At 72.3% G+C, this 23047-nt stretch carries 22 protein-coding genes; 13 read left to right on the top strand and 9 right to left on the bottom strand.

Annotated features, from left to right (window positions below; genetic code table 11):
- The first annotated feature begins 1 nt into the window (after nt 1).
- From K1X13_RS14480 to K1X13_RS14460, 5 genes are all read left to right on the top strand, one after another.
- Nucleotides 2-955: a carbohydrate ABC transporter permease gene (locus K1X13_RS14480; RefSeq protein ID WP_308249562.1), complete on the top strand. Its 954-nt coding sequence runs from the start codon at nt 2-4 to the stop codon at nt 953-955.
- On the top strand, nt 952-1764 hold the full coding sequence (locus K1X13_RS14475) for a carbohydrate ABC transporter permease (protein WP_221025723.1): 813 nt from the start codon (nt 952-954) through the stop codon (nt 1762-1764). The genes K1X13_RS14480 and K1X13_RS14475 overlap by 4 nt, the downstream gene beginning before the upstream one ends.
- Entirely contained in the window at nt 1761-3275 is a 1515-nt protein-coding gene (locus K1X13_RS14470) for a hypothetical protein (protein ID WP_221025722.1), read from the top strand. The genes K1X13_RS14475 and K1X13_RS14470 overlap by 4 nt, the downstream gene beginning before the upstream one ends.
- A gap of 123 nt (nt 3276-3398) precedes the next feature.
- Nucleotides 3399-4811, top strand: coding sequence for a WS/DGAT/MGAT family O-acyltransferase (locus tag K1X13_RS14465; RefSeq protein WP_221025721.1), 1413 nt, complete (start codon nt 3399-3401; stop codon nt 4809-4811).
- Nucleotides 4812-4951: 140 nt separating this feature from the next.
- A complete protein-coding gene (locus tag K1X13_RS14460) occupies nt 4952-5491 on the top strand; it encodes a DUF6448 family protein (RefSeq protein WP_221025720.1) in 540 nt (179 codons plus the stop codon).
- A 21-nt stretch (nt 5492-5512) separates the two neighbouring features.
- On the opposite strand, the gene K1X13_RS14455 is transcribed toward K1X13_RS14460, so the two are convergent.
- Nucleotides 5513-8842: a DEAD/DEAH box helicase gene (locus K1X13_RS14455; RefSeq protein ID WP_221025719.1), complete on the bottom strand. Its 3330-nt coding sequence runs from the start codon at nt 8840-8842 to the stop codon at nt 5513-5515.
- Between the two features lie 168 nt (nt 8843-9010).
- Between K1X13_RS14455 and K1X13_RS14450 the strand changes: the two genes are divergently transcribed.
- The 6 genes from K1X13_RS14450 to K1X13_RS14425 all read left to right on the top strand — a co-directional run bounded on the left by K1X13_RS14450 (nt 9011) and on the right by K1X13_RS14425 (nt 14727).
- The gene (locus K1X13_RS14450; protein ID WP_221025718.1) at nt 9011-10039 is read left to right on the top strand and encodes an NAD(P)-dependent alcohol dehydrogenase; all 1029 of its coding nucleotides are present in this window, start codon (nt 9011-9013) and stop codon (nt 10037-10039) included.
- A gap of 23 nt (nt 10040-10062) precedes the next feature.
- Nucleotides 10063-11091 (top strand): amidohydrolase family protein, encoded by a 1029-nt coding sequence (locus tag K1X13_RS14445; RefSeq protein WP_221025717.1) that lies wholly within the window; start codon nt 10063-10065, stop codon nt 11089-11091.
- Entirely contained in the window at nt 11088-11831 is a 744-nt protein-coding gene (locus K1X13_RS14440) for an iron-sulfur cluster assembly protein (protein WP_221025716.1), read from the top strand. Before K1X13_RS14445 ends, K1X13_RS14440 begins: the two co-directional genes overlap by 4 nt.
- 68 nt (nt 11832-11899) lie before the next feature.
- Complete coding sequence (locus tag K1X13_RS14435) at nt 11900-12697, top strand: IclR family transcriptional regulator (RefSeq protein WP_221025715.1); 798 nt, start codon at nt 11900-11902, stop codon at nt 12695-12697.
- Nucleotides 12698-12762: 65 nt separating this feature from the next.
- A complete protein-coding gene (locus K1X13_RS14430) occupies nt 12763-13113 on the top strand; it encodes a DUF8836 family protein (protein WP_225914984.1) in 351 nt (116 codons plus the stop codon).
- Nucleotides 13114-13296: 183 nt separating this feature from the next.
- Entirely contained in the window at nt 13297-14727 is a 1431-nt protein-coding gene (locus K1X13_RS14425) for an FAD-binding oxidoreductase (RefSeq protein ID WP_221025714.1), read from the top strand.
- Between the two features lie 188 nt (nt 14728-14915).
- Here K1X13_RS14425 and K1X13_RS14420 read toward each other — a convergent pair whose 3' ends face one another.
- On the bottom strand, nt 14916-16205 hold the full coding sequence (locus K1X13_RS14420; RefSeq protein ID WP_221025713.1) for an HNH endonuclease signature motif containing protein: 1290 nt from the start codon (nt 16203-16205) through the stop codon (nt 14916-14918).
- 129 nt (nt 16206-16334) lie between these two features.
- Between K1X13_RS14420 and K1X13_RS14415 the strand changes: the two genes are divergently transcribed.
- On the top strand, nt 16335-16889 hold the full coding sequence (locus K1X13_RS14415) for a hypothetical protein (protein WP_221025712.1): 555 nt from the start codon (nt 16335-16337) through the stop codon (nt 16887-16889).
- A gap of 15 nt (nt 16890-16904) precedes the next feature.
- Here the strand turns inward: K1X13_RS14415 and K1X13_RS14410 are convergent, their stop codons facing one another.
- Complete coding sequence (locus tag K1X13_RS14410; RefSeq protein ID WP_221025711.1) at nt 16905-17720, bottom strand: oxygen-binding di-iron domain-containing protein; 816 nt, start codon at nt 17718-17720, stop codon at nt 16905-16907.
- Nucleotides 17721-17954: 234 nt separating this feature from the next.
- Here K1X13_RS14410 and K1X13_RS14405 point away from each other — a divergent pair, with 234 nt between their 5' ends.
- A complete protein-coding gene (locus K1X13_RS14405; protein WP_221025710.1) occupies nt 17955-18197 on the top strand; it encodes a hypothetical protein in 243 nt (80 codons plus the stop codon).
- A 60-nt stretch (nt 18198-18257) separates the two neighbouring features.
- Here K1X13_RS14405 and K1X13_RS14400 read toward each other — a convergent pair whose 3' ends face one another.
- From K1X13_RS14400 to K1X13_RS14375, 6 genes are all read right to left on the bottom strand, one after another.
- Nucleotides 18258-19187 carry a ferredoxin family protein gene (locus tag K1X13_RS14400; RefSeq protein ID WP_221025709.1) on the bottom strand — a complete coding sequence of 310 codons (930 nt, stop codon included), beginning with the start codon at nt 19185-19187 and terminating at the stop codon, nt 18258-18260.
- Nucleotides 19184-20311: a cupin domain-containing protein gene (locus tag K1X13_RS14395; protein WP_308249561.1), complete on the bottom strand. Its 1128-nt coding sequence runs from the start codon at nt 20309-20311 to the stop codon at nt 19184-19186. Before K1X13_RS14395 ends, K1X13_RS14400 begins: the two co-directional genes overlap by 4 nt.
- Before the next feature lie 13 nt (nt 20312-20324).
- Nucleotides 20325-20588 carry a hypothetical protein gene (locus K1X13_RS14390; protein WP_221025707.1) on the bottom strand — a complete coding sequence of 88 codons (264 nt, stop codon included), beginning with the start codon at nt 20586-20588 and terminating at the stop codon, nt 20325-20327.
- 63 nt (nt 20589-20651) lie between these two features.
- Complete coding sequence (locus K1X13_RS14385; RefSeq protein WP_221025706.1) at nt 20652-20885, bottom strand: lipoyl domain-containing protein; 234 nt, start codon at nt 20883-20885, stop codon at nt 20652-20654.
- Complete coding sequence (locus K1X13_RS14380; protein WP_221025705.1) at nt 20882-21913, bottom strand: alpha-ketoacid dehydrogenase subunit beta; 1032 nt, start codon at nt 21911-21913, stop codon at nt 20882-20884. The genes K1X13_RS14385 and K1X13_RS14380 overlap by 4 nt, the downstream gene beginning before the upstream one ends.
- Complete coding sequence (locus tag K1X13_RS14375; RefSeq protein ID WP_221025704.1) at nt 21910-22953, bottom strand: thiamine pyrophosphate-dependent dehydrogenase E1 component subunit alpha; 1044 nt, start codon at nt 22951-22953, stop codon at nt 21910-21912. Before K1X13_RS14375 ends, K1X13_RS14380 begins: the two co-directional genes overlap by 4 nt.
- Between the last annotated feature and the right edge of the window lie 94 nt (nt 22954-23047).

Below are 23047 nucleotides of genomic sequence, written 5' to 3'. Positions count from 1 at the left end.
CGTGGCCACCACCACCGCGACGACGGCGACAGCACCGAGCGCCGCAGCCGCCCCGCCGCGGCAGCGGCGGACGAACCAGCCGATCGCCTGGCTGTTCCTCGCGCCCTACCTCGTGCTGTTCGGCGTGTTCGTGCTGCTGCCGATCGTGTTCGGGCTCTGGATCAGCCTGCACTCGTGGGACTTCACGCTCCCCGGCAAGCCGTTCGTGGGGCTGGAGAACTACACCGCGCTGCTCGATCCCTCGTCGGTGTCGTTCGACCCGTTCTGGGGCTCCATGCGGGCCACGGGCATCTTCACGCTCTTCAGCGTCCCGCTGCTGATCGTGGTGCCCCTGGGGGTCGCGCTGGCGATGAACCAGCGCTTCCCCGGACGGAACCTGTTCCGCAGCATCTTCTTCGCGCCGTACGTCCTCGGTGTCGCCGTGGTGGGCGTGCTGTGGCGGTTCCTGCTCGACGCCAACATCGGCCTGGTCAACCACGTGATGGGCACGCTCGGGCTGCCCGACGCGACCCCGTGGCTGAGCTCGGTGCCGGAGGCCTGGGTGGCCCTGGTCGGGGTCACCGTCTGGTGGACGCTCGGCTTCAACGCCGTGATCTTCCTGGCCGGGCTCCAGGACGTGCCCCGCGAGCTCTACGAGGCCGCCGAGGTGGACGGCGCGGGTGCGTGGTCCCGGTTCCGGCACGTCACGCTGCCGGGGCTGCGGCCGGTCCTGATGTTCGTGCTGATGGTGACGATCATCGCCTCGGCGAACATGTTCGGCCAGTCGTTCATCATGACCAACGGCCAACCCGGCCAGGAGACGCGCACCGCGATCTTCTACATCGCCGAGACAGGTCTGCAGAACTTCCAGATGGGCTCCGCCGCCGCGGCCAGCTGGATCCTCACGCTGGCGCTGATGCTCACCTCGGTCGTCGTCTTCTGGCTGTTCCGCGAGCGCGACGGGAGCAAGGCATGAAAGCGCTGAGGTACGCCACCCTCGGGCTGCTGACCCTGCTGTTCGTCAGCCCGCTGCTGTTCATGATCTCCACCTCGTTCAAGACACGTGTGGAGTCCTCGCGGACGCCGCCGACCCTGTTCCCCGAGGAGCCGACGCTCCAGGCCTACGCGCACATCCTCACCGCCGCGGACACCCCGGTGTTCCGCTGGTTCCTCAACTCCATGTTCGCCGCCACGGCCAACGCCGTGCTCGTCGTGGCGACCGCGGCCCTGGCGGCCTACGCCCTGGCGCGGATGGAGTTCCGGGGCCGCAAGGTCGTGTTCGGGCTCATCGTCGCCACGCTGTTCGTGCCCCCGGTGATCCTGGTGATCCCCAACTACGAGATCGTCGGCCGGCTGTTCTGGCTCGACACGCTGACCGCGGTGATCGTGCCCACCGCCGCCAACGCGTTCGGGGTGTTCTTCCTCCGCCAGTTCTTCATCGGGCTGCCCAAGGAGCTCGAGGAGTCCGCCTACCTCGACGGCGCGAACACCTGGCAGGTGTTCGCCAAGGTGGTCCTGCCGTTGTCCCGGCCCGCCCTCGCGACGCTGGCCCTGCTGGCGTTCCTCACCAACTGGAACGACTTCCTCTGGCCGGTCTACGTGCTGTTCAGCCCGGAGATGCAGACCCTCCAGGCCGGGCTCAGCACGCTGCAGTCCGCGAACAACGTGCGCTACGACCTGCTGATGGCCGGCGCGGTCATCGCGAGCGTCCCGGTCCTGATCCTCTACGCCTTCGCGCAGCGCTTCGTCATCGAGGGAGTCTCGCGCTCGGGCCTCAAGGGGTGAGCCGGCCCCTGTTCCTCAGCCGTCGGTCGGTGCTGTGCGCGGCGGGTGCGGTCACCGCCGCTACCGTGACCGGCTGCTGGGGTTCTCCCGACCACAGCGACCCGTCCCACCCGAACCCGTCCCAGGAGTCAGCCATCTTCGACCTCAGCTTCAAGATCGAGTCCCGCTACCGGCCGTTCGAGCTCGTCGCCCCGGCGTTCACCGCCGTGAGGTCCGGGGCCGGCGCCGTCGAGGGGCTCGCGGTCAGCGACCACACGCCCGCGGCGCCGTTCGCCGCCGTCGAGGTCGACGTGGACGCCCTGACGGGGCCGGTCTGCGCGGGCCTGGCGACGTCCGGCGACGAGCACCTGCTCGCCGTCTACGACCCGGCGTCCCAGCGGGCCTCCATCGAGGTCCGGCGCGGCGGCCGGACCACCACGGTGGCCCGGAAGAAGGCGCGGCTCCCCGCCTCGTTCCGCTTCGCGTTCGCCCTCTGCGAGAACCGGGTGACCGTGCTCGCCGACACCGGCGACGGGTGGCAGCCGCTGCTGAGCCGGCGCGAGAAGGTGTCCAAGCACGTGGACATGCGGGTCCCCGAGACGCTCCGGGCCCACCGCTACGCCTGGGGCGCGCACGGGTCGGCGGGCTCGGCCGAGCTGGCCGGCGTACGCGCGGGCCTGTTCGGGATGACCGGGATCCGCGACCAGCACCTGGTGCAGCACAGCGACGGGACGCCGTACCTGCGTGACGGCAAGGCCTACTTCACCGCCACGTGCGCCGGCCTCGGGTTCTTCCAGCAGGCGCACTGGGGCGTGTTCACCCTCGACCTCGCCGCACCGACCCGTCTCGAGCAGGTGGCCCAGCTGTACTCCCGCCGCGACGGGCTGCTCCTCGGCGACCACGCCGGCCAGATCGTCCGCGACGACGAGAACGACCGCTGGCTGGTGGCCACCAGCTCGTGGGGCGACTTCGCCTTCGACGGCGTCCACGTGCGGCACGTGGTCACCACCGACGACGTGCTCAGCGGCGTGCACGTCCTCGAGACCACGCCCACCCCGCTGCCGACGCGGGTGAGCTCCTGGGACCCCGGGATGACGAGGATCGACGGCCGCTGGCACATCGGGTTCGTCGAGAGCCCGTCCCAGGACCCGTTCGACTTCCACCCTGCACTCGCGGCCGCGCCCGCCGGGGCCGACTGGCTGGACGGCCTCGAGCTCGTCGGCGCCGCGACGGACCTGCACCAGTGCGAGGGCCCGATCATCGCCCGGGTCGAGGACCGGTGGTGGTTCCTGGCCAGCGACGGCGACGACCGCCGCTACCCGGTCTACGACCTCCGGATGCGCCCGGCCGGCACGCTGGACGCGCCGTACGAGACGAACATCCCGCACCCGCAGCTGGTCCCGCTTCCCGAGGACCGGGGCGGCGGCTACCTGCTGGTCACCTTCGACGGCACCCAGTTCGCCGAGAAGGTGATGGGGTACGGCGGCCACGGCGACGTCCTGGTCATGCGCAGCACCGACGCGGGCAGGTGACCCGGTGAGCCTCGGCCGCTTTGTCCCCTCTTGGTTAGGTGGCGGCGAACCGGGCACCCTGTGACCAGGCCGGAGACGACGGTCACGTAGCCGTCGTTCTCCGTCGACGCACCAGGGGGACCCATGGCCGTACCGCTGGACCCGACCTCGAGCGGGTTCCTCTTCGCCGAGAACCGGAACCAGCCGATGCACGTCGGCGGGCTGCAGCTGTTCGACCCGCCTGGGAACGCCGGACCGGACTACGTCCGCGACATGTTCACCCGCTCGCTCGGCGCGGACGAGGTGGCACCGCTGTTCCTCAAGCGGCCGCACCGCTCGCTGTCGACCGGCGGGCAGTGGGTGTGGACCGAGGACGACCAGTTCGACATCGAGTACCACGTCCGGCACAGCGCGCTCCCCCAGCCGGGGCGGATCAGGGAGCTGCTCGCCCTGTGCTCCCGGCTGCACGGCACCCGGCTCGCGCTCGAGCGGCCGCTGTGGGAGACCCACGTCATCGAGGGGCTCGAGGACGGCCGGATCGCGGTCTACACGAAGATGCACCACGCGCTCGTGGACGGGGTGTCGTCGATGCGGCTGCTGCAGAGCGTGCTCTCCACCGACCCGGCGCAGCGGGACATGCCGCCGCCGTGGGGCCGGCGCCCGGAACGGACCCGGGCGAGCATGCGCGGGAGCGATGACCCGGCACCGGCGCTGCTCGACCTCCCGGCGAGCGCGCTCGGCTCGGCGCTCGGCCTGGCCACCGAGGCCGCGGGCCTGCCCGCCGCGCTGGTCCGCACCCTGTCGCGCGGCCTGCGCAACGAGGCGTCGGCGCTGTCGCTGTACGCCCCGCGGACCATCCTCAACAAGCCGATCACCGGCTCCCGCCGCTTCGCGGCCCAGGACTGGGAGATCGAGCGGATGCGCGCGGTCGGTGCGGCCACGGGGGCCACGCTCAACGACGTCGTGCTCGCCATGTGCAGCGGCGCCATGCGCGCCTACCTGGTCGAGCTCGGTGCGCTGCCCGACGCGCCCCTGGTCGCGATGGTCCCGGTCGGGCTCAAGGCCCGGGAGGCGCACACCGCCTCGGCCTCGGGCGGGAACGCCGTGGGCGCGGTGATGGTCAACCTCGCCACCGACCTCGAGGACCCGGGCGACCGGCTGGACAGCATCCACCGCTCGATGCGGTCGGGCAAGGAGGCGCTGGGCACGATGACACCCGCTCAGATCCTCGCGATGAGCGCGCTCGGGATGGCGCCGGCCGTGCTCGCCCCGATGCTGCGCCTGCACGGCATCACCAGGCCGCCGTTCAACCTGATCATCTCCAACGTGCCCGGGCCGCGAACCCCGCACTACTTCAACGGCGCCCGGCTGGACGGGATGTACCCGCTGTCGATCCCGATCCACGGTATGGCGCTCAACATCACCTGCACCAGCTACGACGGGCACATGGGGTTCGGGCTGACCGGCTGCCGCCGTACCGTGCCGCACCTCCAGCGCCTGCTCACCCACCTCGACGACGAGCTCGCGGCGCTGGAGAAGGCGACCGGTATCGCGTGAGCCACCCGGACGACGCCCGGGTGGGATCGGGCGCGGGACCTTGGACCCTCCCGGGCGTGGCGGCCACGCCCGTAGCGTCGGAGACGGCCCTGCTGCTCCACAGGACCGTCTCGGACGGCCGTCCCGGAGGGGAGACTCCCATGCCCCCGCACTGCGACTCGCTCGACGGCCCGGTGGTGACCGCGGCCCGCCTGGCCCTGGCTGCCGGCGACATCGACCTCGTCCTCCCCTACGTGCCGGAGGACGGTGAGGCCGAGGTGCGCGCCGTGTTCGAGACCACCCTGCCGGTACGCCGGCTCGGCGACGACGCGCGCGAGGTAGCCGACCGGCTGTTCTTCGAGACCGTGGTGCGGGTGCACCGGGAGGGTGAGGGCGCGCCGTACACCGGGCTCAAGCCGGCCGGGCTGGGCTTCGGCCCCGTGATCCCCCTGGCCGAGCGCGCCGTGGAGACCGGGTCGCCGGACGAGGTGGCGGAGCTCCTCACCACGGTGCTGCACGACGAGCTGGCACGACGGCTCGCGGAGGTCCGCCGGCTGGCGGCCGACCGCGAGCGGTCCGTGACGGACGCCCGCGGGTACGTCGAGGCGATGCTCGGCTTCCAGGTGTACTGCCACCACCTGTTCCAGGCGATGCAGGCACCCGCGCACGAGCACGCCGGTGCCGGCCACTCCCACGGCTGACCTGCGACCCCCGCTCCCGGCTCAGTCGTCGAAGAGCGCGCGTACGTCGTCCGCGCCGATGGGCGTGGAGGCGGAGCCGTCGCCGTCCACGACCTTCGCGAAGAGCGCGGCCTTGCGCGCCTTCATCTCCATCACCTTCTCCTCGATGGTGTCCACCGCGACGAGGCGGTAGACCATCACCGGGTGCCGCTGCCCGATCCGGTGCGCGCGGTCCACGGCCTGCGCCTCGACCGCCGGGTTCCACCACGGGTCGAGCACGAAGACGTAGTCGGCCTCGGTCAGCGTCAGCCCGACTCCCCCGGCTTTGAGGCTGATCAGGAACACCGAGGCGTCGCCCTGCCTGAAGCCGTCCACGACCTCACCGCGCTTGCGGGTGCTGCCGTCGAGGTAGGCCGACGCGATCCCCTCCCGGTCGAGCCGGGCGCGCACCCGCGCGAGGAACGACGTGAACTGGCTGAACACCAGCGCGCGGTGCCCCTCGGCGGCGAGCTCGAGGAGGTGGTCGGCGAGCACGTCGACCTTCGCCGACCCGATCCCGTCGTGCTCCGGGTCGACCAAGGCGGCGTCGAGGCTGAGCTGGCGCAGCCTGGTGAGCGACCGGAAGATCGCGATCCGGTGCTTGTCGAAGTCCTCGACCAGGCCGAGCACGGTCTGCCGCTCGCGCTGCAGGTGGGTCTCGTAGATCTTGCGGTGCCGGGGCGTGAGCACGACCTCGAGGAGCTGCTCCTGCTTGGGCGGCAGGTCGGCGGCGACGAGGTCCTTGGTACGCCGCAGCAGGAACGGCCGGATCCGCTTGCGGAAGCGTTCGAGGACGGCGGTGTCGCCGAGCCGCTCGACCGGGTTCGCCACCTGCTCGACGAACCGCTGCGGCCACGGGTAGAGCCCGGGCGCGACGATCGACAGCAGCGACCACAGCTCCATCAGCCGGTTCTCCATCGGGGTGCCGGTCAGCGCGAGGCGGAACGGGACGTCGAGGCGGCGCACGGCCTGGTAGGTCTTGCCCTGGTGGTTCTTCACCGTCTGCGCCTCGTCGAGGACCAGGCCGCCCCAGTCGCGCGCGACGTAGTCGTCGGCCTCGAGCCGGAAGAGCGTGTAGGAGGTGATCACCACGTCGGCGCCCTCGGCCAGCTCGGCGACCGACGTGCCCCGCCGGGCGTGCGACTCGGTGACCGCACGGACGACCAGGCCGGGGGTGAACTGCGCGGCCTCGTGGGCCCAGGTGGAGACCACGCTGGTGGGCGCGACGACCACGAACGGGCCCGACCCGGACGCGCGGGCGTGGGCGACGAGCGCCAGGGTCTGCAGGGTCTTGCCGAGCCCCATGTCGTCGGCGAGGATCCCGCCGAGCCCGGCCTGCCACAGGAACGCGAGCCAGCGGAAACCCTCGAGCTGGTAGTGCCGCAGCTCGGCCTCCACCCCGACCGGGTCCACGGCCGGAAGCTCCTGCCCGCCGCGCAGCGCCCGGGCCGCGCGCACCCACTGCGCGGCCTGCGCGTCGACGATGCCGACCTCGGCGAGCTCGTCCCACAGCCCGAGGTCGTGGTGGGCGACGCGGACGCCGTCACGAGGCTGCTCGTGCAGCTCGCCGGCGGCGCCGACCAGCTCGGCGAGGTGGGCGAACTCGGGCCGGTCGACCGCGATGTGCACGCCGTTGCGCATCACCACCCGGTCCTGGCCGCGGGTGAGCGCCTCGAGCAGGTGGGCGAGCGCCAGGAACTGCCCGTCGACGCTGATCACGACCTCCAGGTCGAGCCAGTCCGTGCGCGCGTCGTCGGCGGAGCCGTCGTCCGAGCCGTCCTCGGCGGTGGCGAAGCGGATGACCGGGGCGCCGGTGGCGGCGCGGTAGTCGGGCCGGCCGCCGACCTCCTCGAGCTCGACCTGGCCGGCCTTCTCCAGACCGGGCAGCACGTCGTCGGCGAAGGCGATCGCCGCGCCGTGGGTGAGCGTCTGCCGCGCGACCAGTCCGCCCTCACGACGGTGGCCGTGGCAGAGCCGGTACGCCGCGTCGTCGTCCAGCTCCAGCGCGGCCAGCAGCGCGGCCTCCTCCTCCGGGCGCCGTACTCCGCGCAGCCCGCGGGTTTCGTCGAGGGCGTAGACGCGGTCGTCGTCGCCGACCCGGTAGCGCCACGACCACGCCAGGGTCACCTCGTCGACCGCGACCCAGGTGACGGTGAGCGCGAGCCGGGGCGGCGCCGTCTCGGGCACCGCGACCGACCCGTCGGAGGAGATGACCGGCACGTGGCGCTGCAGGCGCGGGAGGTACTCCGCGACCAGGTCGTCGCGGTCACCCGCGGGGACCACGAGGTCCGACCCCGCGGCGAGCAGGCGCCGGACCTCGGGCCCGGCCGGACGGGTGAGCGGGGCCAGCGTCACCGACCAGGTCTGCGGCTCGGCCCCCGGCAGCCACAGGGCCACGCCGTGCCCGGCCTCCCCGAGCACGTCGAGCTGCTCGGCGCCGTACCACTCCTGACCCGCCGACACCCCGAGGCGCAGGTGGGCGTCGCGGGCGGGGGCGGCGTTGACGTCGAGCCGCAGCGTTACCGGGTCGGTGAGCACCTCGACGCCCTCGAGCGCGGCGCCCGGCACGAGCGCGATGCCGGCCTCTTCGCAGCGCCGGAGCATGCTCCACAACGACCCGCCGAAGCCGCCCAGTCCCAGGTGCGTCTCGGAGCCGAAGTAGGTCTGCCGGGAGGCGGCGCGGTGCGCGGCGAGCAGCTCGCTGAGCGCGGCCACCTGGTCGGGGTCGTAGCCGCGGCGCGGGTCGAGGTGCGGGACCTGCTGCCAGGAGACGCCGGAGCGGACCCAGTTGTCGCGGGCGCCGCGCTGCAGCGGGCGGATCCGCAGCGTCCCGCGCCGTGCCGTCGCCGGTTCTGCCCAGGCCCGGTAGCCGGCCGCAGACGTCCGCTGGTTCACCTCGACCTGGAGGCCGAGCGGCTTGGCGGCCGAGGCCGTGCGGTGCGTGTCGTCGAGCTCGTCGAGCACCGAGCTGAGCTGCCGCTCCCAGCGCCTGCCCGCCTCGGGGCCGCGGGCGGCGTTCTCCCGCTCCTGCTGCGCGCGCACGGTCAGCAGGAGGGCGACCGCGTGCTTGCAGCCCTCTCCCACCGGGCAGCTGCACCGGCCGTAGACCCACACGCCGTCGCCGCTGAGGCCGGCGCTGACGTGGACGGTGTAGACCACGCCGGCCGACCCCTCGACGCTCCCGCGCAGGTCGAGGTCACCGTCGGGGTCGATCTGGTGGCTGCAGGCGAGGACGTTGCCGCGGCGTACGTAGTCGACGGCGCGCTCGAGGGTCCCAGAGCCGAACCTGCGGCGCAGGTCCTCCTCGGTGAGCAGCAACGACAGGTCGACCACCGGACGAGCCTAAGCGGGGCCACCGACGGTTCCGCGCCGCGGTCGGGGGACGGCCCTCACGCCGGCGAGGCGCGGCGTTATCGGAGGGCGATAACGCCGGTTCCACCGAGCCTGTGACCTGCATCACGATCGAGGTGCCACCGAATCGCACGGACGAGGGAGTTCCAGGTGAAGGCAGTCCGGGTTCACGAGTACGGGAAACCACCCACGATCGACGACATCCCGGAGCCGACGCTCCAGGGACCGCTCGACGTGCTGGTCAAGGTCGACGCGGCGGGCGTGTGCCGGACCGACCTGCACATCATCGAGGGCCAGTGGGCCGAGAAGAGCGGCGTCGCGCTGCCCTACGTGATCGGCCACGAGAACGCCGGCACCGTGGTCGAGGTCGGTGCCGCGGTCGGCAGTGTCGCCGTCGGCGACAAGGTGATCCTGCACCCGCTGGTCACCTGCGGCCTCTGCCGCGCCTGCCGCGCCGGCGACGACGTGCACTGCGCCGGCTCGGAGTTCCCCGGCATCGACCGGGACGGCGGGATGGCCGAGCTGCTGCGCACGTCGGTGCGGTCCTGCGTGAGGCTCGAGGAGGGCCTCGAGCCGGCCGACGTCGCCGCACTCGCCGACGCGGGGCTCACCGCCTACCACGCGGTCCGCAAGGCGGTGCCGCTGCTGCACCCGGGCGCGGACGTGGTCGTGATCGGCGCCGGCGGGCTCGGGCACATCGGGCTCCAGTGCCTGGTCGCGATGACCGCGGCGCGGGTGACCGTGGTCGACCGGTCCGCGGAGGTGCTGCGCAAGGCGACGGCGCTTGGCGCGCACCGCACCGTGCTCAGCGACGGCGGCCAGGTCGAGCAGGTCCTCGAGCTGACGGACGGCGACGGGGCGCAGGTGGTCCTCGACTTCGTCGGCGAGCACGGCACCGAGAAGGAGGGGGTGGCGATGACCCGCAACGCGGGCTCCTACTTCGTCATCGGGTACGGCGGCCGGCTCGACGTACCGACGATCGACATCATCTCCCGCGAGATCAACGTGGTCGGCAACCTCGTCGGCTCCTACAACGACCTCGACGACCTGATGACCCTCGCGGCGATGGGCAGCGTCCGGCTGTCCACGCAGAAGTACCCGCTCACCGACGCGCTCACCGCGCTCGACGACCTCGACGGCGGCCGGGTGCCCGGCGGCCGCGCGATCCTCACCAGCTGACCACGACACCCCAGGGAGCAGCCGTGTACACCAAGAACGGCGAGAGCTACTTCATCGTCGACGCCCACATCCACGCGTGGGACGCGACGCCGGCGAATCAAGCCAACCGCTACGGCGAGGGCTTCATCAACTGCTTCTACGACTACCACCGCAACCTCAGCCCGGCGGACCGGGTGTGGACGCTCGAGGAGTTCCAGAAGCAGTCCGAGGAGCGGATCATCAAGGACCTGTTCGAGGAGGGGTACGTCGACAAGGCGATCTTCCAGCCGACGTACCTGACCGACTTCTATGTCAACGGGTTCAACACCACCGAGCAGAACGGGGTGCTCGCCGAGAAGCACCCGGACAAGTTCATCGCGAACGGGTCGTGGGACCCGCGAGACGGCGAGAACGGGCTGACCAAGCTCGCCGAGCTCGCCGAGCGCTGGCAGCTCCAGGGCGTGAAGCTCTACACCGCCGAGTGGAAGGGCGCGTCCAAGGGCTGGAAGCTCAGCGACCCGTGGGCCTACCGCTACTTCGAGAAGTGCCAGGAGCTGGGGATCAGGAACATCCACGTCCACAAGGGTCCGACCATCTACCCGCTCAACCGGGACGCCTTCGACGTGGCCGACGTCGACGACGCGGCGACGGCGTTCCCCGACCTGAACTTCATCGTCGAGCACGTCGGGCTGCCGCGACTCGAGGACTTCTGCTGGATCGCCACCCAGGAGCCCAACGTGTACGGCGGGCTCGCGGTCGCCATGCCGTTCATCCACACGCGGCCGCGGTACTTCGCGCAGATCGTCGGCGAGCTCCTCTACTGGATCGGCGAGGACCGGATCACGTTCGCCAGCGACTACGCGATCTGGACGCCGCAGTGGCTGATCGAGCGGTTCGTCGACTTCCAGATCCCGGAGGACCTGACGGAGTACGCCCCGCTGACGACGGAGGTCAAGAAGAAGATCCTCGGCCTCAACGCGGCGAAGCTCTACGACATCGACGTGCCCGCCGACCTGCGGCTGCCCGAGTCGACCGACGGCGCGGTCGGGGCAGAGCCGGTGCCGGTCGCATGACCACCGCGACCGGCATGACCTCGCTCGAGGACCGGGTCCGCGCCGCGCTGGGCACGGTGCGCGACCCCGAGCTCGACGAGTCGATCACCGACCTGGACTTCGTCGCCTCCGTGACCGTCGGCGACGTCGGCGACGTCGGGAGCGGCGCGACCGTCGGGGGTGGTGGGGAGGTCGTGGTCGAGCTGCGGCTGCCGACGTACTTCTGCGCGCCGAACTTCGCCTACCTGATGGTCGCCGACGCCCACGACGCGGTGTCGGCGGTGGCCGGGGTGGGACCGGTGACGATCCGGCTGCTCGACCACTTCGCCTCCGACGAGATCAACGCCGGGGTGGCCGGCGGTCGTGGCTTCTCCGGGTCGTTCCCCGGGCTTGCCGACGACGAGCTGCACGAGCTGCGGGTGACGTTCCAGCGCAAGGCGCACCAGGCTTGCCAGGAGCGGGTCGCGTCCCGGGTCGTGCGGTCCGGGCGGCCCCTCGAGGACCTGGCCGGCCTGACCCTGGGCGACGCGGCGCCCGGCCCGGAGCTGGACCGGCTGCGGCGGCGGCGCGCGGACCTCGGGCTTCCCGCCGACGACGCGGCGCCGCTCCTGCTGGGACCGGACGGCACACCGGTCACGGCGCCCGACCTGGTCACCCAGCTGCGTCTCGCGAAGACCACCCGGATCAGCATCGAGGGCAACGCCGGCCTGTGCCGTGGGCTGCTCGGGGTGCGCTACGGGCTCGGCCGGGAGACGGGTTGACGACCTCCGCGGCCTCCCCGACCTCGCGAGGGCGTGAGTCCCGGCGCGGAGTCGGGGAGACTGGACGGGTGGAGGCTCTCCCTACGCGACCGGCTCGGCGCGAGACACCGGCTGCGGGCTCGGTGCAGTCCGTCGCCCGTGCCCTGCGTGCCCTGGAGTTCGTCGCCGCGAGCAGGGACGGGGTGACCGCGAAGGAGCTCGCGGCGCACCTCGACATCGCGCTGCCGTCGACGTACCACGTGCTGACCACGCTGATCGAGGCGGGCTACCTGGTGCACCTCTCCCAGGAGCACCGGTACGGGCTCGGGTATCGGGTGCGGCTGCTCGAGCAGGGGCTGGAGAAGCAGCTCGAGGTGCCGCCGCAGACCGTCGAGGCGATCAAGCGGCTGCACGTGGAGGCCGACGCGGCGGCGTACTACGCGGTGTACCGCGACATCGACGTCGTGGTCGCGCACGTGGCCGACTCCGACCGGCGGCCGCGGGTGCGGATCCTCGACATCGGCTTCCACGAGGCCACGCACGCGACCGCGTTCGGCAAGGTGATGCTCGCCGCGATGACGCCGGAGGACCGCGACGCGTACCTGGACCGGGTGGGCCTGCGGCGGTGCGCCGAGAACACGATCACCGACCGCGCTGACCTGGAGGCACACCTCGTCCAGGTGCGGAAGTCCGGCGTGGCGCTGGAGATCAGCGAGTTCCAGAGCGGGCTGTCCTGCCTCGCCGCGCCGGTGTGGTCGCGCGCGGGGTCGGTGGTCGCGTCGGTGGCGGTCTCGCTGCCGTCCGCGGAGTTCGCCGTACGACGGTGGGACCTGGAGCGGGCGGTACGCCGCGGCGCGCTGGTCGCCACGCGCGCGGTCAACGCCTGACCCGCGTGCGCCCACGTGTGCGCCGGTTCGGACGGGAATGTCCGCGACTCTTGCCTCTGCGTGCCATGACACGCGGCGTGGAGGAGCCGCACACTGAGGTCAGGGGCTGTGATGGCGGAACGGGGCAGGACGGCGGGGGTGACCTGAGCGTGCGCGGCGACCGGGTGGAGATCGTGATCGATGCGGGCGGTGAGGTCCGCACGTACGAGGTCGTGGCCACCCGCAACGGCCGTCGGGTCGAGATCCACACCGGGCGCGGGGTCGTCGAGGTCACCGAGGTCACCCGGGGCGGTACGCCGGTCCGCACGGCCCGTTTCATGGCCAGCCGGATCCTCGCGCTCGTGGAGCATCCGGCGGCGACCCCCACCATCGCCGAGGAGGTCATCCCGTCCAGGTCCGGCCGGGCGGACTCCTGACGTCGGCCGGCGTGGGTCACCGGATCTCCCGCACGCGTGGGAGCGGAGCGCGGCCGAACCGCCTCACCACCGTCTCGCCGTGCCACGTCAAGGGAGTCGATCTAGTCATTGACCGTCCCGTCGCGGCAGCGGTGTAGTGAAAGGGACGGGGGTTTCTCGAGTGTGCGAGGGAGACGTGACCGTATGACCGATACGAGCGCACAGGCCGTCCTGGAGCTCGGCTCCGAGTTCAAGGGCGAGGCCATCCACCCCGGCGACCCGGAGTTCGACCGGGCCCGGGCGGTCTACAACGGCAGCATCGACCGGCGTCCGGCGCTGATCGTGCGTCCCACCGGCGCCGCGGACGTGATGGACGCCGTGAACTACGCGCGCACCGCGCAGCTGCCGATCGTGGTTCGCTGCGGCGGGCACAGCGTCGCGGGCACCTCCAGCTGTGAGGGCGGGGTGCTCGTGGACCTCTCCAGCCTCAAGGGCGTGAACGTCGACCCGGCCCGGGGCACGGCGCTGACCCAGGCTGGTGTGCTGTGGGGCGAGTACGACCGCGAGACCCAGCTCTACGGAACGGCCACACCGGGCGGCCGGGTGACCACGACCGGTGTCGGCGGGTTCACCCTCGGCGGCGGCTACGGCTGGCTGTCCCGCAAGTACGGGCTGACCTGCGACAACCTCGTCGCCGCGGACATCGTCACCGCGGACGGACGGCTGGTCCACGTCAGCGAGTCGGAGAACCCCGAGCTGCTGTGGGGCCTGCGCGGCGCCGGCGCGAACTTCGGGGTCGTGACGTCGTACGAGCTGCGGCTGCACCCGCTCCCGCCGCTGCTGCTCGCGGGGATGCTGGTGGTCCCGAACCAGGACGCCGGGCCCATGCTGCGCGCCTACCGCGACTACACGCTGACGGCACCGGAGGAGGTCGTCAGCGCGACGGCCACGATCCTGGCGCCTCCGGAGGAGTTCGTCCCGCCGGAGCTGGTCGGCAAGCCGGTGCTCGCGTTCGTCTTGGCGTACGTCGGCAGTCCCGACGAGGCCGTCGAGGCGCTGGCACCGCTCCGGCAGATCGTCGGCGACGCCGGCGGGATGGACCTCATCCAGCCGATGCCGTACACCGCGCTCCAGGCGATGCTCGACGGGTTCGCTCCCAAGGGCTGGCTGAACTACCACCGCGGCCAGCACCTCTCCGCGCTGAGCGACGAGATCATCGAGCCGTTCCTCGCGGTCGGGCAGAGCATCCACTCACCGATGACCCAGGGCATCATCTTCCACCACGGCGGTGCGGTCAGCCGGGTCCCCGAGGACGCCACCGCGGCAGGCAACCGGGCGGCGGAGTACATGGGCCACCCGATCGCCTGCTGGTCGACGCCGGACCAGACCGACTACGAGATGGACTGGGTACGTCGGTTCTCCGCGGCGATCGCGCCCGCGGCCACGGGGGGCACCTACCTGAACTTCGAGCCGGGCACGTCGATGAGCGACCTCAAGGCCGGCTTCGGGGAGGAGAAGCTCACGCGGCTCGTCGCGTTGAAGGACGAGTGGGACCCGACCAACATGTTCCGGTCCAACCACAACGTCCCGCCGACCGGCTGGTCGGACGTGAAGATCCCACGGCAGTCCCGCTAGCTCGCCTGTCGCCGGGTTGCCCCGGTCCGCGATCGCACCAGTTGATCAGCTGTTGCTCGACGGAGCGTGGTGGTGCCGCTGCCCGGGCGTTGCCTCGCTGCACGGGCTGCGTCTCGCGTCCCGGACGTTGCCTCGCTGCACGGGAAGCGTCTCGCTGCACGGGCGTTGCCTCGCTGCACGGGCATCGCCTATTGGCGCCTGCTGAACCGGACCCCGCCGTGGGGCATCCGCTTCATGTTCCACGAGTCCGGGTGGTCGGCCATGTGGTGGTGCGGCGGGCAGAGCGGGATCCCGCGCCGCAGGTCGGTCCGGCCGCCCTGGTGCCACGGGTCGAGGTGGTGGGCCTCGGTCCACGCGGGCGGCCGGTCGCAGTTGACCGCCGCGCAGCCGCCGTACCGGTGCGCCAGCGCGATGCGCTGTGCCTTGGAGAACAGCCGACGCTCACGCCCGAGGTCGAGCGGCACGGAGTCCCCGTCGAGCACCATCGGGATCAGCCCGGCCCGGCAGGCGAGCCGCCGCGCCTCGCGGGCGCTGATGCGCGTGCCGGTGTCGAGCCCGGCCACGCCGATCCCCGACAGCAGCTGGTCGAGGCCGATGGTGACCACGATGGTGAACGGGCTACCGCCCTGGGTCGGGAGCTTGTCGACCGCCAGGTGGCTCTCCACCAGCTCCATGAGCCCGTGGCCGAGCAGCGTGCGGTAGTCGAGCTTCCTGCCGGTCGCCGGGTCGAGCCGCCCCTCCCCCAGCCGTCGCGGCGAGGTCAGCGACTGCAGCGCCTTCTTCAGGATCTCGGCATGCAGCGTGGGCAGCCGGAACCGGCCGTCGACGGTGCCGTCGCCGTTGTCGTGCGTCGAGAGGTAGGCCCGACGCCGGGCGAGCTCCTCCTCGCGCGCGAGACGCTCCCCCTCTGCCTGGTCGGCAGCCTCCGGACAGACCACCTCGAAGAGCCGCTTGCCGAGCCTGCGGAGCATGGCCGCGTCGAACTCGCCGGCCAGGTCGAGCAGGTGCGACTCCGCCCGCGCGTGGGTCCCTTCGGGGAGGTCGTCGTGCTCGTCGGTCAGCCGTCCGACCGCGTCGACCACCACACCGGCCTGCTCGCGGTCGATGCGCCCCTCTGCGAGGGCGGCACGGGTGGCCGCGAACTCGTCGTCCAGGGCCAGTGCCAGCCTCACCTGCCGTGAGCAGTGAGCCCGCGTGCGTCGCGTCTCGTGCGCCAGCCAGGCGCCTGTCGACGTCGCGCCGGAGTCGGCGCCGACCTCGTTCCGGTCGGCCGCCGCGAGCACGCGCAGCTGGAGGTCGGCGAGCCGCGACTCGACACGGTGCAGCACCCGCAGCGTCTCGCGCTGCTCGTCGGCGCTCATTGCCCAGGTCGGCGTCTCACGCACCCGGTCGAAGGCGGCCTCCAACGCCCGCGCGAGCCCGAGCACCCGGTGCGGCGCGTCGCCGCTGGGCGCTTCGGGCTCGTGTCGATCGGTCATGGAACCAATCTAGGCGTGCTTCTCGACGCTTTTCGAAAGTATCTTCGCACTCGTGGAGGACCCACGCCTGAGTCTGTCTGTGGACGAAACCTGGCTGGCGCTCGGTCCTGAGCGCCCGGCTCGGCCGCGATGTGTACCCTCCACACCGACCTGTCCCCGCTCGCCGCTACGCTCGGCGACGTCGGTGACGCACCCGCGGGACCGGCCGGGTCCAGAGCATCGCCGCCCACGCGCGGCGACCCGACGCTCGACCTGGTCGAGACGCTCGGGCACATCGACCTGCGAACGGCGCAGCCGACCTCCGCCGTGGTGCTCCGGTCCGCATCAGAAGGCAGTAGGTCCGCACCTGAAGGCACTCGAGCCCACCGGGAAGGCACCCTGCGGATCACCTGCCAGGCGTGCGGCTGGTGGCAGGCGCGTCCGACGATCGCCCTGGCCTGCCGCAGCCGCGACGCCCATGCCTGCGGCTTCACGGAGGAGAACGTCTACGCCGACGCCCGCACGATCCGGCTGCTGCTGTGGGCCGAGCGCGAGCTGGGGCTTCCGCGGGTGTCGACCCCGGCGCCGGCGGCGTTCGTGCTGCGGCTGCGCGAGCTGGCCGCGCAGCACCGCGCCGACGGCCTCGACCGCGACGAGATGCGCGCCCTCCTCCGACGCGAGTTCCCGGACCAGTGGCCGGAGTGAGCAGAGGTGCGGCCGTCAGCCGTGAGGGGTGGCGGCCGGCTCGAAGCCCGCGAGCATCTCCTCGAGCGCACGCTGGTCGGGGCCGACCCACGGGTCGGCCATCGGCGCCACGGAGAGCATGTCCAGGCACTCCGAGATCCGGTCGACCGCCGGCGGCAGGTGCGAGCTGAGGATCACCTCGGGTTCCATCTCCCGCAGCGGGTCCACGGTCTTCATGTACGCGTTCTGGTCGGTGACGTGGATCCACGGGCTGTCGACGGTGGCCCAGAGCAGCTGCCCGGACCGGAGGTCGCCGGACGGCACGTCACGGACGTCGCTCGCCTCGGCGAGGTCCGCGCTCGACATCGGTGCCCCGAAGCAGTCGGACGCGACACAAGTCCGCGAGCGGGGGTCGAAGAATCCGACCGTCGCCGGGCTGTCGAACAGCGGCGGCCGGAAGGCGGTCAGCGTCCGGTCCCCGACGTCGAGCGTCTGGCCGGGGTTGATCAGGAACAGCCGGTCCATCGGCAGCGGCCGGTACGTCGTCATGATCCCCACGCTCAGGAAGGTGGTGACCACGCGCGCCTGCGGCGCAGCCTCGAGCAGCTCGAAGATCGCCCCCGTGTGGTCCCGGTCGGGGTGGGTCAGCCAGATCCAGCGGACGTCCTTCGGGTCGATGACCGAGCCGAGCACGTCCATGAACCCGCGGTCGGGAATGCTCACCCCCGTGTCCACCACGACCGGCTGCTCGGCATGGAGCACGAACGCGTTGATCGGCAGGTACCCGATGGTGGGGACGGGGAGGTGGTCGTTGATGACGGTGAGGTCGGAGTTGATGCGGTGAGTCTGCACGACGGCTCCTTGGATCCAGAGGGACTGCGGCGGATCGTGGGTGCGCGACGTCGGTCCTGCGGTGACACCGGTGCTCTCTCCACGATCCACAGCCCTCCGGGACAGGTCAACGCCTGCGCCGAACAACCCGAGCATCCCCGGCGGCGACTAGACAGACGGCGGGTGACAAGGACCTCGACGCGGGGCCGTTTCGACCGCGTCCTCAGCGGGAACCCTTCCGGTGTCGTTCGAGAGATGTATCTGGAGGGTTCGGTGTACTTCGCCAGCTTCATGCCGTGTGCCGAGTGCGGGGAGTCCGTCGAGACCGCGAGGACCGACTTCCACACCTGCAACCCGGAGCGACGGCTGGAGTACCAGATGCTCGCCCTGCGCGGCCAGGTCCTCGCGTTCGAGACGCTCTTCCGCGTGTACCTGATGGGCAACAAGGGCCGGTTCGAGACCTGGATGGCCGCCCGCGACGTACGACGGGCCGCCTAGGCGACCGACGGCCCGCGCGCAGGGGCACACGCCGCGCCGCCCCCACGGACCAGCGCGCCGTCAGCGTGCCGCAGTGCGTCCGAGGCTGACCAGCGTGTGGGCCAGTCCGGCCGACGGCGACCCCGCGCGGCACGTGAGCTGCCGCGGAGCCCCGCGTGAGGTGTGCACGACAACTTCCCAGTCCTCCCCCTCCACCGCGAAGACCACTCGCGTCTCGGCGCCGTCGCGAGCACGGCTCCGCACCGCCAGCGGCTCCACCGTCGTCACGTCGAGCCGGCGCCGCAGGTACACCTCCGCGGCCTGCACCGCGAACGGGTACGACGACCTCCCCCGCAGGTGCTCGAGGTCGAGCCGGCCGGCGAGGTGCGCCTGCACGAGGCCCGCCGCGTCCGCCGGCCCGAGCCGGCCGTAGTAGAGGCCGTGCGGGAGCACGAGCAGGTTGGCCGCGAACCGGTCGCCCCCGATGTGGGAGACCTCCCAGGTGGCCTCCGGGGCGACCTCCCCCATCGCCGCGCACAGCGGCCGCCCGCGCTCCGCGCAGCAGGCGTCGTGCCGCCCGTGGGTGCACACGAGGAACAGCGGCTCGTCGTACGGCGCCAGTCCCGGCGACCGCCCCTCGCCGAGCCCGACCAGCTCGAGGTCGAGGAGGTCGCGGACGTCGGCGAGCTCGGTGGTCCCCACCCAGGGCCGTGCGGGGTCGGCGTAGGCGGCGAACACCCGCGTCGTCGCCGGACGCGCGCCGCCGTGGCGCCGGACCAGCAGCGGCCGGACCCGGTGCCGCGACTCCAGCTCGCCCAGCCGCGCCTTCACGTCGTCGGGGAGCCGGCTGTCGCGCACGGCGTCGACGCCCCACGGCCCGGGCGCCTCCACCAGGAGGAACGCCCGGACCGTGGACGCGGTGCCGGCCAGCGGCTCGGCGGCCACCTCGCTCGCCGCCGCGCACCGGAAGGCGCCGGACAGGCCACCGGAGCCCGCGGCGGTGCCGCTCACCCGGCGATCCGGAGCAGACCCTCGCGCACCAGCCGGCGGACCAGCACCAGCCTGCTCTGCTCGTCGAGCCACGGCGCGAGATCGCGTACGCGCAGCGTGGGGTGGTCACGGACGAACGTCATCGGCTCCCGCAGGCGCGCCGGCATCCGCAGCGCCCGGTCGCCGAGGAGCACCTCGAACCCCTCCTCCCCCGGCCTGAGCACGCACGCGGCCGTCGGGCGCCGCTCCAGCAGCGTCTCGTCACCCAGGGCGTCGAGCCCGACCCGGTCGGTCAGCCCTCCGCGCAGGGCGGGCGTGCGCTCCCGCAGGAACGCCGCGGCCCGCTCGTCGGCGACGACGGCGGCGTCCACGGAACGCATCCCGTCCGCGTACGACGCGAGCTGCTCGGCGAGCTGCTCCGCGAGGACGGCGGGGTCGTCGAGGTAGCCCGCCGGCAGCGGCGCGTCGTACCTCTCGTCGGCGAGCACCCGGTCGGTGACCGACCGCAGCACCTGGCGCCAGGTGAGCCGGTTGATCCCGACCGTGACGTGCAGCGAGGTCTGCTCCTGGCTGCGCGCGGAGTGCGGGGTGCCGGTGGGCAGGTACATGCTCAGCCCCGGCTCGAGCAACACCTCTCGCTCCTCGCCGCCCTCGACGATCTCCCACTGCTTGCGGCCGTGGGTCTGGAACACGAAGACGTCGTGGGTGTCGCTGTGCCGCGCGAACCCCTGCGACCCGGGCGGGGTGAGGTAGGCGTTGGCCTGGCACGGGTGGCCGAGCGCCAGCTCCAGCTCGCGGACCAGCCGCGTGAGCGGTGGCCAGTAGCGGTGCAGCCCCTGGAGGACGACGGTCGCGCCGTCGTCGAAGTGGTCCAGCACCTTGCGGGCGTCGACGAGCCCGGTGAGCGGTGACCCGGCCATCGTCGCCGACCGGGTGAACCGGCTCGACGGCAGGACCGAGCCGTGCTTCACCACGCGCAGCGCCGGCGTCCGCAGCGCGACGCTGGTCAGCAGGTGGTCGACGTCGTCGAGGGACAGCAGCCCGACCAGGTCGGCCGGGTCCGTGTAATGGATGTGCACGTGCGACGCCCAGACCTTCGCGCGGAAGGTCTGGGCGTCGCCGCTGAGCAGCTCGAGTGCGTCCACGGCGTCGGCTGGCTCAGGCGTCGGTGCCGTCGGCGTCGCCGCCGTCGGTGCTGTCACCGTCCGTGACATCGGTGCTGTCACCGTCGGACGCGTCCGTGCTGTCGCCGTCCGTGACGTCCGTGCTGTCGCCGTCGGTGCTGTCGCCGTCGGTCCCGTCCGCGTCGGCGGTGTCGGTGCCGTCGGCGTCCTGGTCACCGATCATCTCGCCGGCGGCCGGCGGGGCGCCGATGGTCTCGATGTCCTCGTCCTTCACCGGCTCGTTCGGGGTCGTGGTCATAGACGCTCCTCTCGGGTGGTGGCGCTCGGCTGCGCCGACTGGCGGGCACGTACCCAGGACACGTCACTCGATGCGCGCGACGGGTGTCCCCTGCGGGACCGCGGCCTCCTCCTCGACGAGCAGGTGCACCACCCCGGCCGAGGGCGCGAGCACCTCCGCGGACACCTTGTCGACCTGCACCTCCGCGAGAAGCTGGTCGGCGGTGACGGCGGAGCCCTCGGTCACGAACCAGGTGGCGAGGACCCCCTCCGCGTCCGGGTTCTCCTCCGAGAGCGCCGGGAAGAGGACGTCGGTCATCTGCCCATCGCCGTACGGACGGCCCGCTCGATGCGGTCGTGCCGCGGGAGTACGGCGTGCTCCAGGTCGTGTGCGTACGGGATCGGGACGTCGGGCACCGCGATCCGCTGCGGAGGCACGCGCAGCAGCGTGGGGTCACGGTCGGTGACGCTCGCGACGACCTCCGCCGAGACGCCGAACGACAGGTAGTCCTCGTCGACGACGACGAGCCGGCCGGTCTTGGCCACCGAGGCGACGATCGCGTCGCGGTCCAGCGGGACCAGGCTGCGCAGGTCGACCACCTCCACGTCGATCCCCTGCGGCGCGAGGGACTCGGCGACGTCGAGGGCGTGGTGCACCGACAGGGACAGGGTGACCACCGTGACGTCGCTGCCCTCCCGGGCCACCCGGGCCTCGCCGATGGGCACCGTGTGCTCGCCGTCGGGGACCTCGTCGATGCTGCGGGGGTTCTTCACCATCCAGGGCAGTCCCATCACGCCCTTGTGGAAGATGTAGACGACCGGGTTGTCGTCGCGGATCGCCGAGGTCATCAGCCCCTTGGCGTCGGCCGGGGTGCTGGGCACGACGACCTTCATCCCGGGCAGGTGGGCGAAGGTGCCCCACAGGCACTGGGAGTGCTGCGCGCCGTCGGAGTAGCCGCCGCCGGCCGCCATGGTGAGCACCATGGGCACCTTCACGTTGCCCCCGGACTCGAAGTGGATCTTCGCCATGTGGTTGTAGATCTGGTCCAGGCACACGCCCATGAAGTCGGTGAACATCACCTCGACGATCGGACGCATCCCCTCCACCGCGGCGCCGATGCCCAGGCCGATGAAGGCGGTCTCCGAGATCGGGGTGTCGATGATCCGTTGGGGCCCGAACCGCTCGAGCAGCCCGGTGGTGGAGCTGAAGATGCCGCCGTACGCGCCGACGTCCTCGCCCAGGTAGAAGACCGACGGGTCACGCTCCATCTCCTGCGCGATGGCCTCGACCATCGCCTTGGAGGTGGTGAGCCTGCGGGTGGCCTGGGGCGCTTCGGTGATCGTCATCGGAGGGCTCCTTCGGTGAAGACGTACGCGGTGGCGTCGGCGGGGTCGGGGATCGCGCTGCTCCTGGCGAACTCGACCGCGTCCTCGACGCGCCTGCTCGCGTCGGCCTTGGCCTGCGCCACCTTCTCGTCGTCGAGCACCCCGGCCTTGCGCAGGACCTCCTCGTAGCGCGGGATCGGGTCCCGCTCCGCCACGTCCGCGAGGTCCGTCCGGTAGCCCTGGGCGTCGCCCTCGAAGTGGCCCCACATCCGTAGCGTGTGGACCTCGATCAGCGAGGGTCCGTCGCCGGCGCGGGCGCGTGCGACGGCCCGCCTCGCCGCGTCGTACACCGCCTCCACGTCGTTCTCGACCCGCTCGCCCGGGATGCCGTACGCCGCCGCGCGGTCCGCGTTCGAGCCGATCGCGGTGGCGGCGTCGCGCGGGACGGAGATGCCCCAGTCGTTGTCCTCGACCACGAACACGACGGGCAGCGACCACCGCGCCGCGAGGTTCAGCGACTCGTGGAAGGCGCCCTGGTTGGCCGCGCCCTCGCCGGTCACGGCCACCGCGATCCGGTCGGTCCCCCGGCGCTGGAAGGCGAACGCCTGGCCGAGCGCCGGCGGGTACCCCTCCGCGATGATGCCCGAGCACGAGAAGTGGGTCGCGGGGTCGAACAGGTGCATGTGGCCGCCGCGGCCCCGACCGAGGCCGGTCTCGCGTCCGAAGATCTCCGCGGTCATCTTCCGCAGGTCGACGCCGTGCGCGACCGCGAGGTGGTGCGGCCGGTGGGTCGCGGTCACCGCGTCGTCGGTGGTCAGGTGCGCGCAGACACCGGCCGCGACGGGCTCCTGCCCGGCGGACAGGTGCATCTCGCCGGGGACCAGCCCCTTGCCGATGTCGAAGCCCGGCCCCTTGTCCGCGTGGTACTCCCGGAGGATCGCCTCCTCGTAGGTGCGGCTCAGCACCATGGTCCGGTACAGCCCGAGTCGTACGGCGGCCTCCGGGACCTCACCGCGACGGCTCTGCTGGGGAATCGACGTCGATGCTGCCTCTGTCGTCATGCGTCCTCCAAAGCAGGGATCCTCCTGCGAACGTAGGCACGCGCCCCGGCGCCGGACAGGGTCCTAGGTCCCGCGCGCCGTGGCCCGTCCAACC

The sequence above is a fragment of the Nocardioides jiangsuensis genome (assembly GCF_019679455.1).
Lineage (GTDB): Bacteria > Actinomycetota > Actinomycetes > Propionibacteriales > Nocardioidaceae > Nocardioides_C > Nocardioides_C jiangsuensis.
The sequence above is the reverse complement of the archived record's forward strand: the minus strand, read 5'-3'. Positions and strand labels throughout refer to the sequence as shown.